At 64.6% G+C, this 17,024-nt stretch carries 11 protein-coding genes; 6 read left to right on the top strand and 5 right to left on the bottom strand.

The window, feature by feature from the left end:
• Positions 1-81 precede the first annotated feature (81 nt).
• Positions 82-645 carry an elongation factor P gene (gene efp, locus I5E68_RS08710; RefSeq protein WP_197162971.1) on the bottom strand — a complete coding sequence of 188 codons (564 nt, stop codon included), beginning with the start codon at positions 643-645 and terminating at the stop codon, positions 82-84.
• A gap of 187 nt (positions 646-832) precedes the next feature.
• Here efp and I5E68_RS08705 point away from each other — a divergent pair, with 187 nt between their 5' ends.
• The 3 genes from I5E68_RS08705 to I5E68_RS08695 all read left to right on the top strand — a co-directional run bounded on the left by I5E68_RS08705 (position 833) and on the right by I5E68_RS08695 (position 3,524).
• Positions 833-1,234, top strand: coding sequence for a hypothetical protein (locus I5E68_RS08705; RefSeq protein WP_228726897.1), 402 nt, complete (start codon positions 833-835; stop codon positions 1,232-1,234).
• A 129-nt stretch (positions 1,235-1,363) separates the two neighbouring features.
• Entirely contained in the window at positions 1,364-2,461 is a 1,098-nt protein-coding gene (locus I5E68_RS08700) for an ABC transporter substrate-binding protein (RefSeq protein WP_197162969.1), read from the top strand.
• 103 nt (positions 2,462-2,564) lie between these two features.
• Positions 2,565-3,524 carry a cation diffusion facilitator family transporter gene (locus tag I5E68_RS08695; protein ID WP_197162967.1) on the top strand — a complete coding sequence of 320 codons (960 nt, stop codon included), beginning with the start codon at positions 2,565-2,567 and terminating at the stop codon, positions 3,522-3,524.
• A gap of 30 nt (positions 3,525-3,554) precedes the next feature.
• On the opposite strand, the gene I5E68_RS08690 is transcribed toward I5E68_RS08695, so the two are convergent.
• The 3 genes from I5E68_RS08690 to I5E68_RS08680 all read right to left on the bottom strand — a co-directional run bounded on the left by I5E68_RS08690 (position 3,555) and on the right by I5E68_RS08680 (position 8,232).
• Positions 3,555-4,646 (bottom strand): alpha/beta hydrolase, encoded by a 1,092-nt coding sequence (locus I5E68_RS08690; protein WP_228726896.1) that lies wholly within the window; start codon positions 4,644-4,646, stop codon positions 3,555-3,557.
• Positions 4,647-4,719: 73 nt separating this feature from the next.
• Positions 4,720-7,278 (bottom strand): penicillin-binding protein 1A, encoded by a 2,559-nt coding sequence (locus tag I5E68_RS08685; protein WP_228726895.1) that lies wholly within the window; start codon positions 7,276-7,278, stop codon positions 4,720-4,722.
• Between the two features lie 51 nt (positions 7,279-7,329).
• Positions 7,330-8,232 carry an N-acetylmuramoyl-L-alanine amidase family protein gene (locus I5E68_RS08680; protein ID WP_197162964.1) on the bottom strand — a complete coding sequence of 301 codons (903 nt, stop codon included), beginning with the start codon at positions 8,230-8,232 and terminating at the stop codon, positions 7,330-7,332.
• A 628-nt stretch (positions 8,233-8,860) separates the two neighbouring features.
• Here I5E68_RS08680 and I5E68_RS08675 point away from each other — a divergent pair.
• From I5E68_RS08675 to zapE, 3 genes are all read left to right on the top strand, one after another.
• Positions 8,861-11,710 (top strand): Rne/Rng family ribonuclease, encoded by a 2,850-nt coding sequence (locus I5E68_RS08675; RefSeq protein WP_197162962.1) that lies wholly within the window; start codon positions 8,861-8,863, stop codon positions 11,708-11,710.
• Between the two features lie 401 nt (positions 11,711-12,111).
• Complete coding sequence (locus I5E68_RS08670; protein WP_197162960.1) at positions 12,112-12,894, top strand: succinate dehydrogenase iron-sulfur subunit; 783 nt, start codon at positions 12,112-12,114, stop codon at positions 12,892-12,894.
• A 119-nt stretch (positions 12,895-13,013) separates the two neighbouring features.
• Positions 13,014-14,129 (top strand): cell division protein ZapE, encoded by a 1,116-nt coding sequence (gene zapE / locus I5E68_RS08665; RefSeq protein WP_197162958.1) that lies wholly within the window; start codon positions 13,014-13,016, stop codon positions 14,127-14,129.
• Between the two features lie 541 nt (positions 14,130-14,670).
• Here zapE and I5E68_RS08660 read toward each other — a convergent pair.
• Positions 14,671-16,962, bottom strand: coding sequence for an EAL domain-containing protein (locus tag I5E68_RS08660; protein ID WP_197162956.1), 2,292 nt, complete (start codon positions 16,960-16,962; stop codon positions 14,671-14,673).
• Between the last annotated feature and the right edge of the window lie 62 nt (positions 16,963-17,024).

Genomic DNA, 17,024 nt, shown 5'->3' with positions numbered 1-17,024 from the left:
CGGACGGGCCGGAGGGTTTCATTCAGGTCGCCTCGAATAAGGCGTTGGAAAGGGCAGCAGGGCCGCCCTTCCCGCAAGCTATCAGTCCGCCTTGCGAACGTAAGCCTTCTCGTAGACGTCGACGACGATACGCGTACCGCTCTCGATGTGCGGCGGCACCATCACGCGCACGCCGTTGTCGAGCACGGCGGGCTTGTAACTCGAGGACGCGGTCTGGCCCTTCACCACGGCGTCGGCCTCGACGATGGTGGCCTCGACCTGCTCGGGGAGCTGGACCGAGATCGGACGCTCTTCCCACATCTCGAGCAGGACCTGCATGCCGTCCTGGAGGAACGCCGCGGCATCGCCGAGCAGGTCGGCGGGGAGCTGGATCTGCTCGTAGTTCTCGATGTCCATGAACACCAGCTGCTCGCCCTCGACGTAGAGGAACTGGAAGTCCTTGGTGTCGAGACGGACCTTCTCGACCGTGTCGGCGCTGCGGAAGCGCACGTTGGTCTTGCGGCCGTCGATCAGGTTCTTCATCTCGACCTGCATGAACGCACCGCCCTTGCCGGGCTGGGTGTGCTGCGTCTTGGCAACCTTCCAGATGCCCTTTTCGTATTCGAGAATGTTACCGGGACGAATGTCGACGCCGCTGATCTTCATGAGAACCTGCCTTAAGATGGGAAAGAGCTGCATTGCACCGCGCCCGGACCGGACGATGCCGGTACGCACGGTGCGAAATCCCGCGCCCCTTAGACCACGCGAGCGGGCATGGCAATTGCCTGCGCTCGATGCTAGCGCTGCCGCGATGAAGAACTTTGCGACTCCGCGCCCGCAAGCGCCACGCTCCATGCCCCGGACGCTGGCCGCGATCACGCTCGCGACGAGCGGCCTGTTGGCGGCAGCTTGCGCACCGGCGGTGGCTGGCAGCAGCACGGAACCGCCACCCGTCGCGGGCGGGAAGATCGGCACGCTCGCGATCGGCAAATATGCCTGCGAACTGCCCGGAGATGCGGGCGGCAAGATCGGCGAGCCGGTGCCCGAATACGACTTCTCGATCGTCAATGCCTCGAGCTACAAGGCGCAAGGCATCCGCGGCAGTTACCTCTATACCGGCAATACCGTCACCATGACCGGGGGCAAATTCAAGGGCCTTCGCTTCGAACGGGTCAGCGCCGGCTTCCTGCGAGAACTCGGAGAGCAGCGCCCCGAAGGTCCGATGCGCTGTATCATGGTCGCACGCCGCTACTGAAGCAGGCCCTGTCCGATTTTTGCGACTGGCTCGCCTTGGCATGCAGCCATTCGCGAGACTGAACATTCCTAGGGCCGAAGGCATGGCGCGGGTGACGGTCACCCGCGGGTGACCTTCAGGGATGATGTCATGACCGCAAGCGCCAGGATCGGCATTCTCAACGACGTGGCGGATTTCGCCGGCGACGAGGATCAGACCCGCGACCTCACCTTCTGGATCGAGCGCGAGTGCGCGGCGCTGCGCGCGAGCGGTCGGCTCGAAGTCGCGGTGGAGTTCGTCCATGCCTACGGCCTTGGCCTGCCTACCGGCACTGCCGAGGCGCTCGAAGGGGCCTTTGCGACGCTCGCGAGCGCAGGAGCCTGCATGGTGGTGGGGCCGAGCACCGGCGAAAACGCCCTGGCGCTGATGGCCATGGCTGATCGCACCCATATCCCGACGCTCGCTCCTGCCTCGTCGGAACGTGCACGCAGCCCCTACATGTTCCAGTACCAGACCGGCAGTGACGAGGAAGAAGGCCTTGTCATCGCCCGCCACCTCGCCACGCTTGGCGCGCGCAGGATCGCTGCCTTCCACGCGATGTCGCCAGCTGGCGAACGCCACCTGCGCTCGCTGCGCGCCGAAGCCGAAGTCCTCGGTCTCGACCTCACGCTCGTGCACGCCCTGTGCCCGACCGGAAGCGACGATGAAATCGGCCCGGCTCTGGCCGCGCTGCTGGAGAGCGGTGCCGAGGGACTGGCCGTACTCGGGCCGGACATGCCGGTCGGTGTCATCGCTCATGCTCTCGACCTCACCGCTTGGGACGGAGCGCGCATGACCGGCACCCCCGGCATCCGGAACTGGTCCGGACGGGACATTGCAGCACTGCAAGGCTGGTTTCACGTATCCAATCACAGCGACGCCAACCGCCGCCTGGCTGCAATCGTCGCCGAAACCGGAAGCGATCCTGCCGGCTATGAAGACATGGCCGCCCATCTTGCCTCCGGCCACGATATCGGCCGCCTCGTCGCCGAGGCGCTCGCACGCACGCAAGGGACCAATGGAGAGGCGGTCAGGCGCGGGCTCGAACAGGTTCGCGCCCTGCCCGCCGCTGCCGGCGAGGATGGGACCTTGCTCGGCTTTGGCCCGCAGGATCGCGGCGCGCTGCACGGACGCCACCTCATCGTCCGGCAATGGCGCGATGGGATTTCGCACGAATTCGACGGTGCTCGCGACATGCTCGAGGCCTGATGACGGATCCGGACCCGGGCGCGCCGCGCGGTCTGGCGCAGCGAGCGAGCCGCAACGGACGATTTGCATGCAACGCGAGGGCGCGAGCGCCGTTCTCCCTCGCATGAAACAATCAGAGGCCGCCTCGTCAGGCCATTTTCGCGAGAACATCGTCCTTTACGGCGCACTCATCGCCAATCTCGGCATCGCCATCGCCAAGTTCGTCGCCGCCTCCATCAGTGGCTCGTCCTCGATGGCCACCGAAGGCATTCACTCGCTCGTCGACAGCGGCAATCAGGTCCTCCTGCTCTATGGTCAGCACCGCGCCGGCAAGCCCGCCAACGCGCGCCATCCCTTCGGCTATGGACGCGAGCTCTACTTCTGGGCCTTCGTCGTCGCGATCCTGATCTTCGCAGTCGGCGCGGGCGTGTCGATCTACGAGGGTTACGAGCATATCCGCGAGCCAAGCGCCATCGCCGACCCCACGCTTAGCTACATCGTGCTGGGCATCGCCTTCGTTCTGGAGGGCGCGTCATGGTTCATCGCGGTGCGCGAATTCGACGCCAAGCGCGGTGGCCAGAGCTGGTGGCAGGCGATCCACGACAGCAAGGACCCGCCGGGCTTCATCGTGCTGTTCGAGGACAGTGCCGCTCTTGTCGGTCTGGTGATCGCCGCAGTCGGGGTCTGGGCCAGCGTGCACTTCGAGGACCCGCGCATCGACGGCGCGGCTTCTGTGCTGATCGGCCTGGTGCTGGCGACCGTCGCGGTACTGCTGGCCCGCGAGGCCAAGGGGCTGCTCATCGGCGAAGCTGCAGATCCGCAGCTGGTGCATGCGATGCGCACGAGGCTGGAAGCCGAGCCGCGCATTACCAACGTCAACCACCTGCGCACGATCCACACGGCCCCCAACAGCATTTTCGTCGCAGTCAGTGCCGACTTCGACGACGAATTGCCCATGGGTGAGGCCGAGACCATGATCGAGGAGCTGGAAACGCAGCTCAAGGCGATTTCGCCGCGCATCTCCTCGATCTACATCCGCCCCGAGAAACGCGAGAACGCGATTCTCGACCTGGCCGCGCACTGAGTTGGTTCAGCGCGCCTTGTCCGTCTGGCGCTACTGACCCTCGGGCATGTCGAGCATCGTGCGCGCGAGACGCAGGTAGGCGATGGTGTCGTCCTGCGCCGAGGGGATCGCCTTGCGGTAGCTGGAAAAGCCGTGGATCAGTCCGCGCGCCTCGTAGAACGCGGTCGGCACACCCGCTGCCACGAGCTTGGCCGCGTAGGCCCGCCCCTGATCGCGCAAGGGGTCGAGCGAGGCGGTGACCAGAACCGTCGGCGGCAGTCCGGCAAGATCGTCGAGCAGAGGCGAAGCGCGCGGGTCCTGCGGATCGGCGGCATAGTGACGCGTCATGAGTTCGGTGCTCGCGGCATCGAGACCGTAGCCCTCGGCAAACAGCGCCTGCGAGGGATAGCTTTGGGCGAAATCGGTCGCCGGGTAGATCGGCACCTGCATGACTACGGGTACCGAGGCAGGGTCATCGCGCAGGGCCGCGGCGGTGGTGAGCGTGAGATTGCCGCCCGCGCTGTCTCCGCCCAGTACCAGTCCGGTGATACCGAGACCGAGGGCAGCGCCGTTGTCGGCAATCCAGCGCGCTGCGGCCACGCCGTCATCGACCGCGGCCGGCCAGGGGTTCTCGGGCGCAAGGCGGTATTCGACCGAGATCACGGGCAGGTCGAGCTGGCGGGCGATCTCGGCGGCAAGCCCGGCATGGCTCTCGATCGAGCCGAGCACGTAGCCACCGCCGTGATAGAACACGAAGACCGGTCCCGGTCCGCGCTGGGCACGCGTATCGAAGAGCTTGAGGCGCATCTCGCCACCGGGTCCGGGCATCGTCAGTTCGCGCTGGACCGCCATCTCTCCGACCGGCAGGTCGCTGCTGCCCATCGCCGCCGCTGCAGCCGGTCCCATGGCGTGGATTGCCGCCAGCGTCTCGCGGGTCAAGGCAGGCATGGGCCGCGCCTTGCGCGCCTCGAGGAAGGCCGCGACGTCCTCACGCATGTACGGCGCTGCATCCTCGCCTTGCGCGGCGATCTGCGCCTCATTGCCCTGCTTCGCCCCGGCCAGGCCAGGGAGGGCTCCAAGGCCCAGCAGTACCGCAGGCACAAGGCCCGCCCGCCGGTTGGTCCACTTAGCCAATCGCATCATACCCTCTCCCTGTTTACAGCGCCGCCGCTCCCCTGATGTTTATGGGGTGAGCCATCCGGCGCATGTATCGCAATCAGTAAATGCCGCCCTGCTCCTCGGCAAAGTCCTCGGCCTGTACCTGCCCCTGCGCGGCCTGCGCCGCCTCGCGGGCGCGGCGAGCACCGTCAATTTCGGCGATGAGCGCATCGCGGCGCTTCGTGAACTCGTCCTCGGCGGTGTACTCGCGCGGTTCGGTATCGGGCTTGAAGGCTTCCCAGATGACCGAGGCCTTGGGCTCGTCAGACGGTTCGACACCCATGACCTGCTTGCCGGTCACGCGGTCGATACGAACCATGCGGATGCCCTCGGGCGCGATGAAGGGCTGATGGCTCCAGCGCGACTTGGTGTCCTCGACGACCTGCTTGAACACCGGCGCGGCAATACGCCCGCCCTGTGCATAGCCGCCCAGCGAGCGCGGGCTGTCATAACCGATGTAGAGCCCGCCGACATAGTCCTGCGAACCGCCCATGAACCACACGTCGGTCGGGCCGGTGGTGGTGCCGGTCTTGCCGAACAGCGGGAGTTCGAGGCTGCGCAGACGCACCGCGGTACCGCGGATCACCACGCCCTCGAGCATGTGCACGGTCTGGTAGGCAGTGTCGGCATCAATCACCTGCTTGCCCACGCGGTCGACGCGCGGCATCGGCTTGCCGTCCCACTCGGCCATGTTGCAGCTGTCGCAGCGACGCTTGTCGGACTTCCAGATCACCTTGCCCTTGCGGTCCTGCACATAGTCGATGACCGAGGAAGGGAACTGCACGCCATTGTTGGCGAGCGCGGAATAGGCATTGGCCATGCGCGCCACCGTCGTCTCGCCAGCACCCAGTGCGAACGAGAGGTAGGGCTTGTACTCACCGATCCCGACGTTCTTGAAGGTCTTGATCACGCGCTTCATGCCGGTGTCGTTGGCGATGCGCACGGTCATCAGGTTGCGTGACTGCTCGAGCCCCCAGCGCAGGGTATGCGTGCCACCACCGCCGCCGCCGAAGTTGCGGAAGCACTTCTGGCCAAGACGCGCGCCCTGGTAGACGCAGAAGGTGCCGTCGAGAACCTGCGTCGCGGGGGTCATGCCGTTCTGCAGGCCAGTCGCATAGACGAAGGGCTTGATCGTCGAACCGGGCTGGCGCTCGGCCTGGATCGCACGGTTGAACGAGCCGAGCCCGGAATCGAAACCGCCCTGCATGGCGAGTATGCGCCCGGTCGAGGGCTGCTCCATGATCATGCCGCCCGAAACCTCGGGGATGATGCGTACACGGTACGCTCCCGATGAGACCGGCGAGGCAGCGACGAAGTCACCGACCTTGGCCTTTTCGGGCACGTTGTTAAGGGTGAAGGTCTTGCCGTCGCTGAACCCGATCTCTCCGCTGTCGCCGGAGGTCGAGAGGATCACGCCGACGCGCCAGTCCTTGTAGTCGATGGTCTTGTTCGAGACGATCAGCTGGGTCTGCCAGCTGTCCATGTCCTTGATGTGCGCGATGGGGCCAGCCCATCCGCGCTGCCCGTGATAGTTGAGCAGGCCGCTACGCAGCGCCGAACGCACCGACGTCTGGAGCTGCGGGTCGAGCGAAGTGCGCACCCACAGGCCACCGGCGTAGACACTGTTGGGGCCGTCCTCGGCCTTCTCGCCATACTTCTCGATCAGCCGGCGGCGCACTTCCTCGACGAAGTAGCCGTTGGCGCTGTCGTATTCGGGACCGCGCTGGGTGACGAGGCCCAGCGGCTCGGCCTTGGCGCTTTCGGCATCGGCAGCGCTCACCCATTCGTTGCGCACCATCTGGTCGAGCACCCAGTTGCGTCGCTCGATCGCGCGCTCTTCGTGCTGCTTGCGGCCATAGACCTCGGGCGCACGCGGCAGGATCGCGAGGAACGCGCTCTGGCTCAGCGTCAGCTCGCCGACGTCCTTGTCGAAATAGGCGCGCGCTGCGGCCTGGACGCCGAAGGAACGACGCCCGAGCGGAATCTCGTTGAGGTAGAGTTCAAGGATCTGCTGCTTGCTCAGCACGCCTTCGATGCGGTGCGCGAGAACCATTTCCTTGAGCTTGCGGGTGACCGAATACTCGTCGCCGATCAGGATGTTCTTGGCGACCTGCTGGGTGATCGTCGAACCGCCCTTGGCGCGCTCGCCCGAGCCGAACTTCGAGGCATAGTCGATCACCGCGCCGGCAAGACCGCCAAAGTCGATGCCACCGTGCGACCAGAAGGTGCGATCCTCGGCAGAGAGGAAGGCGTTCACCAGCGGGCGCGGCAGGTCGACGTAGCGCAACTGCACGCGGCGTTCGCGTGCATAGCTGTAGACGATCTCGCCATCACCGTCGCGCACCATGGTCGGCAGCGGCGGCTGATAGGCGAGCAACGACTTGGCATCGGGCAGGTCGCGCGCGAAGACCAGCCACATGCCGACGAGGCCGATCACCCCGACAAGGCACAGATAGGCGAAGCGGCGCAGCCACTTGCTGGCGTGCCAGGCGGAGCCGATCCGGGCGAGGAAGCCCCCCTGCCCCGTGCCGGACTTGCCGCGGCGAATGCTGTACTTGGCGTCTTCGGCGGCTTGAGCGTCGGCGTCGAAGCCGGTTTCCTGGGTCTCGTCGGTCATCGTGCCAGCCCTCTAGCACGGCCCTTTCCGACAAGGCCAGCAGCGATGCGCTCAGGCACCCAGCTTCCTCGCGAAAAAGGCCCGGATCGCCCGTGCGGCGGCGGCGCCGAGGCGCTCCTGCCCCTTGCGCGAGCCGAGCAGCTCTGCGTCCTGCTCGTTGTTGATGTAGCCGGTCTCGAACAGGATCGAGGGGATGTCGGGCGCCTTGAGCACGGCGAGCGCAGCAGTCTCTGCGTTCTCGCGGTGGAGCGGCACCTTGTCATCCGAAAGTTCGCGCAGCACCAGCTGGGCGAGCGCGGTCGAATCGCTCTGGGTCGAGCGCTGCGAGAGATCGAGCAGGATCGCGCCGACCATGTCGTCGGTATCGGCAAGGACGATGCCGTTGACCCGCCCGCCTTCGGAACGCCCGGTTTCGCGCGCGCTGCTCGCGAAGCGCTCGGCAGCCTCGCCGGTGCCCTTCTGCGAGAGGACATAGACGCTCGCCCCGCGCGCAAGATCGCTCTCGGCACTGTCGGCATGGATCGAGACGAACAGGTCCGCCCCCATGCGCCGGGCGATTTCGGGACGGTCGCGCAAGGCGATGAAGCGGTCGGAATCGCGCGTCATCGCCACCCTGATCCCGCCCGAGCGCACGAGATGATCGCGCAGCGCACGGGCGATATTGAGTGCGACCGTCTTCTCGCGCAGCGCCCCCTTGCCGGCGCCGGGATCGAACCCGCCATGTCCCGGGTCGATCACCACCAGAGGCCGGCTGGCATCGGGTGGACCATCAACCCGCGGCAGACCGACAGGCTCGTCCGTCGAAGGCAGGGTGAAGCGCAGCACCGGAACGAAGGACTGCCCGGCCTGAGCCCCCTCGTGCGACATGCGCCCCGAGACCATCATCGCCAGCACCCCGCCCAGCGCCAGGAGAGGCAGCATGATCAGGAGGATAATCGGAAAAAGGCGCGCCATCTTGCAGGCAGGTTTGAGCGCTGGCGCAGCGAGAGGCAATGGCACGCCGAGCAATTTCCCCGGCTTCCCGCACGAATACAGCGCCGGGGCGCAATTCTTCATCCACAACGGGCAAGCAACTTGCCGTTGCTGTTCATGGGTGCTAGGTCAAATTTAACCGTAGCTGTCATATCACGGTCAGGCTGTCCCGGAGGCACTCTTGCATGGCTTTGCCCGCAAGTTATTCCAGGGCGAGACCCGAAACCGGCGGCACGGTTACAAAGAACCGGGAAACAACCCCGGGATCCAACAGGTTGATGCACGAAAATGAGAAGCCAGCTGCAGTCCTGCCAGACCACGCCCTTTAGGGCCGTGGCGGTTTGGTCGCAGCGCCCCGCGTGTCCGATTTCGCCACGCCTGCTCGCTCGTGCAGATGCAACGTCCGCCTTCGCGGCCGCATATCCATACATCGTAACCGGGGCCTCGAACGGCCCCGATCCCGTTTACACACCGGCCCGTGGTACGGATCGTGATGTCAAGCGCCATGCCCGTGAAGGCAGGCTGCTCATCGCCGTACCAGGCCCCCATGAAAATCGACGCGCGCCCCGGCCTTCACCGGCTGGAGGAACGCGCGTCCGGAGAATGACCAATGGCAACGCGCATGCTGATCGATGCGCGCCACCCGGAAGAAACGCGGGTGGCGGTACTCAAGGGAAATCGCATTGAAGAATTCGATTTCGAATCGACCGAACGCAAGCAGATAAAGGGTAACATCTACCTCGCGAAGGTTACCCGCGTGGAACCTTCGCTGCAGGCTGCATTCGTCGATTTCGGCGGCAACCGTCACGGTTTCCTCGCCTTCAGCGAAATTCACCCCGACTACTACCAGATCCCCAAGGAAGACCGCGAGGCACTGCTGGCCGAAGAGGCCGCGCATGCCGAGGAAGAGGCCGCGCTGCGCGCCGATGACGCGGAAGACGAGGACGATCACGACGACGGTGACGACAACCACGAGGAAGATTTCGACGACGGCGGCCTGACCGAAGTCGACACTTCCGAAAAGGACGACGTCGCCACCATCGAGGACGGCGCCCTCGACACGGACGAGGATTCCTCCGAGGACGACGAGAGCACCGAAAACACCTCAGGACGCCGTGGCCGTGGCCGCCGTCGCCAGGGTGGCCGCAATGGTGGTCGCTCGAAGGAGGCCGAGGAACTGCGCGCCAAGCGCCTTGCCCTGCGCCGCCGCTACAAGATCCAGGACGTGATCCATCGCCGTCAGGTGCTGCTCGTCCAGGTCGTCAAGGAAGAGCGTGGCAACAAGGGCGCAGCCCTCACCACTTACCTCAGCCTTGCCGGTCGCTACTGCGTGCTCATGCCGAATTCGAGCCACGGCGGCGGCATCAGCCGCAAGATCAGCTCGGCCTCGGACCGCAAGCGCCTCAAGTCGATCATCGCGGAAATGCAGCTTCCGCGTTCGATGGGCTGCATCGTGCGCACCGCTGGCCTCCAGCGGACCAAGACCGAGATCAAGCGCGACTTCGACTACCTCGCCCGCCTCTGGGACGAGCTTCGCGAGAAAACGCTCCACTCGGCCGCGCCTTCGCTGATCCACTCGGACTCCGATCTGATCAAGCGCGCGATCCGCGACATCTACAATCGCGACATCGAGGAAGTCGTCGTCGAGGGCGAGGAAGGCTACCGCGCCGCCAAGGACTTCATGAAGCTGCTCATGCCCAGCCATGCGCGCAAGGTTAAGCCCTATTCGGACCCCGTTCCGCTGTTCCAGCGCTTCGGCGCCGAAGACCAGCTGACCGCGATGTACGATCCGGTCGTCCAGCTCAAGTCGGGTGGCTACATCGTGATCAACCCGACCGAGGCGCTGGTCTCGATCGACATCAACTCGGGCCGCGCCACCAAGGAGCACGGCATCGAGCAGACGGCGGTCGCAACCAACCTTGAAGCCGCGCGCGAAATCGCCCGCCAGCTGCGCCTGCGCGACATGGCCGGCCTCGTCGTGATCGACTTCATCGACATGGAATACGGCTCGAACGTCCGCAAGGTCGAGAAGGCCATGAAGGACGCGCTCAAGAACGACCGCGCCCGCATCCAGGTCGGCCGTATCTCGAGCTTCGGCCTGATGGAAATGAGCCGCCAGCGCCTGCGCACCGGCGTTCTGGAAGCCACCACCCGTTCGTGCCCGCACTGCGACGGCACCGGCCTGGTGCGCACCGCCAGCTCGGCCGGCCTCTCGGCGCTGCGCCTGATCGAGGACGAAGCCGCCAAGGGCAAGGGCGTGATCGTCTCGCTCTATGCGAGCACCGAGGCTGCGGTCTACATGCTCAACGCCAAGCGCACCGACCTCGCCGACATCGAGGACCGCTACGGCGTGACCGTCGAGGTCATCCCCGAGGGCGAGAACGAGGGCGCGAAGATGCGCGTTGCCTCGTCTGGCCCGCGCAATGACTTCGTGCCGCGCTTCGACCCGATTGCCGATGAAGTCGAGGACGACTTCATCGACGAGGAAGAAGACGAGCTCGAGGCCGAAGAGACCCGCGAGCGCGACGATGCCGAGGGTGAAGGCCGCTCCAAGCGCCGCCGCAAACGTCGCCGTGGCCGTGGCCGCGACCGCCGCGACGAACAGCGTTCGGACGACGAAAGCGCCGAGGATGCCGCCGCGGATGCTGACGGCGAGGACGAGGACGAGGCACACGAAAGCGCCCCGACCGGCGAGGACGACGAAAACGAAGCGCCGCGCAAGCGCCGCCGTCGTGGCGGTCGTCGTCGCCGTGGCCGTCGCGGTGGTGACGCCGAGTCTCAGGGCGAGAACGCCTCGGACGAAAGCTCGAGCGACGAGCGCGGCGAAAGCGAGACGGCCAACGAGGCCCCTGCCGAAATGGCGCAGGCGTCCGAGGAGCAGGTTCACCCTGCCCCCGAGGCCGAAGTCGCCGAGCCCGAAGCAGCCGAGCCGGTTGACGAAGAGGAAGCGCCCAAGCCCAAGCCGCGTCGCACCCGTCGCAAGAAGGCAGAGCCTGCCGCCGAGGCAAGCGCCGAAGTGAGCGAGGAGCCTGCAGAGGCACCTGCCGCCGAGGCCACCCCGGCCGAGGAGGAAAAGCCCAAGCCCAAGCGCACGACGCGCCGCAAGAAGGCCGAGCCCGCTGCCGAAGCTGCTGGCGAGACTGCTGCAGAAGAAGCAGCAGAGGAACCGGCGCCCAAGCCCAAGCGCACGCGTCGCAAGAAGGCTGAGCCCGCTGCCGAAGCCGCAACTGCCGAGGCAGCAGAGGAGCCGGCTCCCAAGCCCAAGCGCACGCGCCGCAAGAAGGCCGAGCCCGCTGCCGAAGCCACAACTGTCGAAGCAGGCGAGGAAGCGGTCGTGACCGCAGAGGCCCAGACCACTGCGGCTCCGGCTCCCGCCAGTTCCGAGCCGGAAGGCCAGGACGAGGCGAGCGAGGCACCTGCCCCGCGCCGCGGCTGGTGGCAGCGTACCTTCGGCGAATAACAAGGCCGAGAGGCTCGACGGGCCTCACACCGGAACAAGAATGGGCCCCTGCAAAACCTGCAGGGGCCCATTTTCTTGCATGGAAGGCCACGCACTGCCTTGCCCGGCTCACCCGTGCGACACATCGGCGCACACGCCGAACAGACAGCCGCGACTCAGGTATGACGCGGAAGGGACCGTCGCGCGCAATGCTGCACACGCGTCATCGCGAGCAGTTGCACAGAGCGCCGCGAGATCGCAAAAATCCCGCCAAACCTTCATATTTCCGCAACAGGCTATGCATTTTGACGGAGACGAAGGGCAGTTTACAGCACTCAACCCCTTGCCCCACGCGGCTGAATCGCTAGAGGGGTTCTACTCAGACGGCGCATGCCGCAATGCAAGATAACGGGGATACGTTCATGGCGCAGTTCACCCTCCCGGCCAACAGCAAGATCAGCAAGCGGGGCAACGTCCACAAGGCCGAGGGCGCTGAGCGCGTCAAGAAGTTCACCGTCTACCGCTACGATCCGGATTCGGGTGAAAACCCGCGCTACGACACGTTCGAGATCGACCTCGACAACTGTGGCCCGATGGTCCTCGACGCGCTCATCAAGATGAAGAGCGAACAGGACCCCACCCTCACCTTCCGCCGTTCGTGCCGCGAAGGCATCTGCGGTTCGTGCGCCATGAACATGAATGGCGCCAACGGCCTTGCCTGCACGACCGCAATCGAGGATCTCAAGGGCAACATCCGCATCACGCCGCTGCCGCACATGGACGTGGTCAAGGATCTGGTTCCCGACTTCACGCACTTCTACGCGCAGTACGCGTCGATCCGCCCTTGGCTGCAGACTGTCTCGACCACGCCGTCGGGCAAGGAACGCCTGCAGACCCCCGAACAGCGCGAGAAGCTCGACGGCCTCTACGAGTGCATCCTGTGCGCCTGCTGCTCGACCTCGTGCCCGAGCTACTGGTGGAACTCCGACAAGTTCCTCGGCCCGGCAATCCTGCTCCAGGCCTATCGCTGGCTGGCAGACAGCCGCGACGAGATGACCGGCGAGCGCCTCGACGAGCTGGAAGATCCCTTCCGCCTGTACCGCTGCCACACGATCATGAACTGCTCGAACGTGTGCCCCAAGGGCCTCTCGCCGGGTCGCGCAATCGCCGAAATCAAGAAGATGCAGGCCGAGCGCCAGATCTGACCTGACCGGTCAACCGCGAGACTTGCTCCCTTGCTAGCGCATCATCATCTGGGTCGTGGTGGACTTCGTGTCCACCGCGGCGCGCACTGCGTCATCACCTCGAGTGGCTGGACCACGCGATGACGGGGATGCTGGTTCGATACGAAGCGCTCGTCGCAACCGGGGAGCTGCGCAGCGATCCCGAGCAGGCCGCCGCAGCGGAGCGCCTCGACCGGCTGCAACGCGCCTTCTACAAGGCAGCGAAGTCTACCGGCCTCATCGGTAAGCTGATGGGCAAGCGTCCCGAGCCGCCGCGCGGCGTCTACATGTGGGGCGGTGTCGGACGCGGCAAGTCGATGCTGATGGACCTGTTCCACCAGACCCTCGACATTCCCGAGAAGCGTCGCGTCCACTTCCATGCCTTCATGATGGAAGTTCACGCGCTGCTGCGTGACGAGCGCAAGAAGGAAAGCGGCGACCCGATCCCGCCGGTCGCCGCCACGATTGCACGCAACGTGCGCTGCCTCGCTTTTGACGAGATGGTCGTCAACAACTCCGCCGATGCGATGATCATGAGCCGGCTGTTCACGCACCTCATCGTCGAGGAAGGCGTGACCGTCGTCACAACCTCGAATCGCGAACCCTCGCAACTCTACAAGGACGGCCTCAACCGCGAGCACTTCCTGCCCTTCATCGACCTGATCGAAGAGCAGCTTGACGTACTCACTCTCAATGGCCCGACCGATTACCGGCTGCAGCGCCTTGGCGGCATGGCGACCTGGCATACGCCACTTGGCGAAGAAGCCACCGAGCAGGCGCGCGAGGCCTTCTATCGCCTGACCGACTACCCGCCCGAGGATGCCGAGCACGTACCCTCGGCCGAAGTCGATGTCGGCGGTGGACGCATGCTCCACGTGCCCAAGAGTCTCAAGGGCGTCGGCGTGTTCAGCTTCAAGCGGCTGTGCAGCGAAGCCCGCGGCGCGCCGGACTATCTCGCGATCGCGCGCGCCTACCACACCGTGATTCTCGTCGGCATCCCGCAGATGGGGCCGGACCGGCGCAACGAAGCCGCGCGCTTTGTGACGCTCATCGACGCGCTCTACGAGAACAAGGTCAAGCTGATCGCCGCGGCCGATGCCGCGCCCGAAGAGCTTTACCAGGCCGGAACCGGACGCTTCGAATTCGAACGTACAGTTAGTCGCCTCAACGAAATGCAGAGCACCGACTACCTCGCATTGGGCCACGGCGAAGCCTGAGTCGCAAATTGCGTGGCGATTCGATTCGCCTACGTTAATCAAACGAACCAAGTTAGTTCAAAGAAGTTAGTCACTATCGACTAACGGACAGGCTCGTTAATTGAATTAGCTTATTCAGGCTGTGAAGTCCAAATCCTGACACCTTCTAAGGCTCTAGGTAATTCCCCCATAGAAAAACCCCCCGAAGAGCTTGCGCTTTTCGGGGGGTTATCCGTTTAAGAGGGCTTCAGCCTGATTTAGACTGAACCTCGATCGTTAAATTAACGACCGAAGCCACCCCACCAGTAACCGCTAAGCATAGTTAATTCCCCATGTGAACCGCCGCATTTTTGCGGCTTCCTCATGGTTACCAAGCGGTTAACTAACACTCAAGAACTTTTTAACCATCTCGTCGCGTAGTCAGCTGTGCGCCCCAACGCGGCAAGCGGCGAAGGGTCAGTCCAGCTTACCGGACAGCCCTGCACCGCGCATAAACCTGAACATGTCACATAGGCTGGCACACATCCCGGGCGTGTCAGCGGGTTAACCCCGAGCCGAACTCTCAGCCGGCCATTCGGCCCGCATCCTTGGAAACGGTTTCGACCAGGTCGCGGAAGGCGACCGGGCGGCTGATGTAGTAGCCCTGCGCGATATCGCAGCCGCGCTCGCGCAGCAGATCCATCGCGGTTGCGGTCTCGACGCCTTCGGCAACGACGGTCCGGTCGAGCGAATGGGCCATGTCGATGATCGACTGGACCAGCACCATGTCCTCCTTGTTGGTCTCCATCGAGAACACGAAGGACTTGTCGATCTTCACTTCGCTTGCCGGCAGGTAGCGCAGGTAGTCGATCGTCGCATTGCCGGTACCGAAATCGTCGATCGAGAGACGCAGGCCCGACTGGACCAGGCGCTGAAGCATCTGGAAGGTACGCGAGCTGCGATCGAGCCTGTCGGTCTCGGTGATCTCGAGGATCAGGCGGTCGGGCGAGAGGCCATGCGTCGCGAGGATTTCGGAGATCATGCCCGGGAGGCCGGGATTGCGCAGCAACTGCGCCGAAATGTTCACCGACATGGTCATCTCGAAGCCAAGCCGCCCCATCTCGACCGCGCAGCGCACCGCGTCGTTGACGACGAAGCGAGTGATGCGCTCGATGCGATGGAATTCCTCGGCGATACGAATGAACTTGTCGGGCGAGATCGGTCCGCGCTCGGGATGGGTCCAGCGCACGAGCGCCTCGGCGCCGCAAATGCGGTTCATGCGCATGTCGAACTTGGGTTGGTAGGCGACCCAGACCTCGCCGTTGTCGATTGCACGGTCGAGCGAGGTCAGCAGCGAGATTTCCCACTGCGCTTCCTGCTTGTGCACGTCGTGCTGGTAGACGAGTTCGTCGTTGCGCACCGCCTCTTCGGCCGACTGCATGGCACCTGCGACGCGCCCTGCGACCGGACGGTCGAAATCGGAGTCGAGGCCGCAGTTGAACGAGAGGTCGATGTCGAGACCGCCGACCTGAATGCCGTTCTGCACGATCCGGTGCAGGCCCTCCAGGTTCTCGAATAGATCGAAGGAACTGCGCAGCGAGGAGAGCCACATGAACATGCCGCCCTCGTGGTAGACCGTCGCGGTATCGTCGCTGATGCGGATGCGGCGTACGATTTCGGTCGCGACCTGCGCCTCCACCGTCTCGGCGAAGCTGCCGATGATCGCGCCGTAATTGCGGATCTTGAGCGCGACGAGAATGCGGCTGGACTTCTCGTTGACGTTGCGCAGCGCCTGGACACTGGGCAGGCCGGAACCGGTGTTGGTCTCGCTGGCGATCTCGACCCTGTCGAGGTTGCGGATACGCAGCACCGCGACGAAAGCGAACATCAGTGCCGGGGCGATCTCGATGCGCACGCCCACCATGTCGAGGAAGAACGGTGCGGCGACAAGTACGATGACCAGTCCCGAGAAACGGATCACATCGAGCGAACGCCCGCGTCCCAGCCCGGAGACAACGATCACCAGCACCAGCAAGAGAGCCGGCAACCACCCCAGGTTCGTGGGCAGGCCGCGCTTGAGCGTCTCAGCCGCCATGGCCTGGAAATAGCCGCCCGGCGCGGTGCCGAACTGACCGGGGATCTTGTGGATATCGTTATAATCGACCGCGGCGGGCGCGACGATGATGTCTTTGCCCCTGACCTCGGCCGGATTGAACTCGTCCTTCAGGACATCGATATAGCTGACCGAAGGGATCGAACTGACACGGATCGACCAGTCTGGCGAGAACAGCGTTTCCGTACCGCCTTTGACGCCCGAAAGTTCTGCAGCCAGTGAAGGAATCTGGCCCATCGGACTGTTCGATGCAAATGGCATCTCCACGCCAAGATTGAAGGGATGATGCAGCCCCAACAAGGAGATCACACCCGCCTTTTCGCGAAACTGGGCATCGGGGATCTTGTTGGAGAAGTTCCCGGTCTGACCGCTTCCAGGCATCGCGCCAATGAATACCCGACCGGGAAACCGCCCAAGGGTCCGGATCAGCTTGGCGCTTTCCTCGCTATCTCCCTGCCCGGCAAACGTCCGGTCGTAAAAGATACGGTTTGCCCCGGCAGCCATCAGGTGCTCGATCAGGTCCGCATCGTTGGCGCGCGAAACGTCGATCGCACTGAGCTCGTCGAGTGTGCGCCCGTCCTGCAGGACCATGACGATCTCGCCATCGGAATCATGCAGCTGGAGCGGAATGCGCATGTTGCGCAGGACATCTTCGATCGGGATGCTGAGGCCGCTGACACCGAGGAACAGGCCGCTGAGCGTGGCCCAGAAGACAATCCTGAAGCGGGCGCTGGCCCAGAGCTGGCGCAGTCTATCAAGCATGGTGGCTCGGACCTTTCACGCGTTGTGCTCCGGACGGGGCAGGCTTTCCGACATGCGAGAAC

The organism is Novosphingobium aureum (assembly GCF_015865035.1).
Lineage (GTDB): Bacteria > Pseudomonadota > Alphaproteobacteria > Sphingomonadales > Sphingomonadaceae > Novosphingobium > Novosphingobium aureum.
Note: the sequence above shows the minus strand (reverse complement) of the source record. Positions and strands in the feature narration are given on the sequence as shown.